Annotated in this window: 1 protein-coding gene; it reads right to left on the minus strand. The window is 31.1% G+C overall.

Annotation, left to right across the window (positions count from 1 at the left end; genetic code table 11):
- Positions 1 to 135: 135 nt before the first annotated feature.
- The coding region (locus ACFQ1R_RS11685) for a hypothetical protein (protein WP_379926408.1) at positions 136 to 602 on the minus strand (467 nt) is incomplete at its 5' end.

The following is a 602-nucleotide window of genomic DNA, read 5'->3' on the forward strand; positions in this document are numbered from 1 at the left end:
AACGTTTATGTATAAGGAAAGTTGCGTGTTTGTGCGAGGATTTTCCGAAGGAAAATCAGAAGCTAACAAACAAGCAACTAACTTTGGTTTAGCTAAAACTAGCAATTTTTTTTATACGGTGTTGCCCACAGTTTTTTATTTTATCCGTTTTATATATTCATTCAATTTCGGTTGTATGTACCAAACTCCAATTATAAAATACCAAATTCCAAAAAACAACCCAATTCCATTTGATTGTTTTAATTTTTCGGCTTTTTCAAATTTTATTATAGTGATTGATGTCAAAATCATTAGTATAAACACACAAACCATTGCTCCGAAATGAAAAGGCAAAATTGCATTCATATCCGCAATTCCAGATATAAGCAAAGTTAATCCAATAGGAACATAGATAATCGGATAAGCAACAAGTCCAATCATAATTATTTTATTCAGTTTTCCGCTTTCAGGGGTTTTCTTATTCAGTTCAATTCCGATTGAGTAAATCCAAATCAAAAACGGAATTCCTAACCAAAATAACCAGAACAATTCTTTCGGATTTTTACTTAAATATTCTCTTGTCATTTTTGTGTTCAGGTTTTTTCTGAAATTGTGGGCAACGT

This window comes from Mariniflexile jejuense (assembly GCF_042675665.1).
GTDB lineage: Bacteria > Bacteroidota > Bacteroidia > Flavobacteriales > Flavobacteriaceae > Mariniflexile > Mariniflexile jejuense.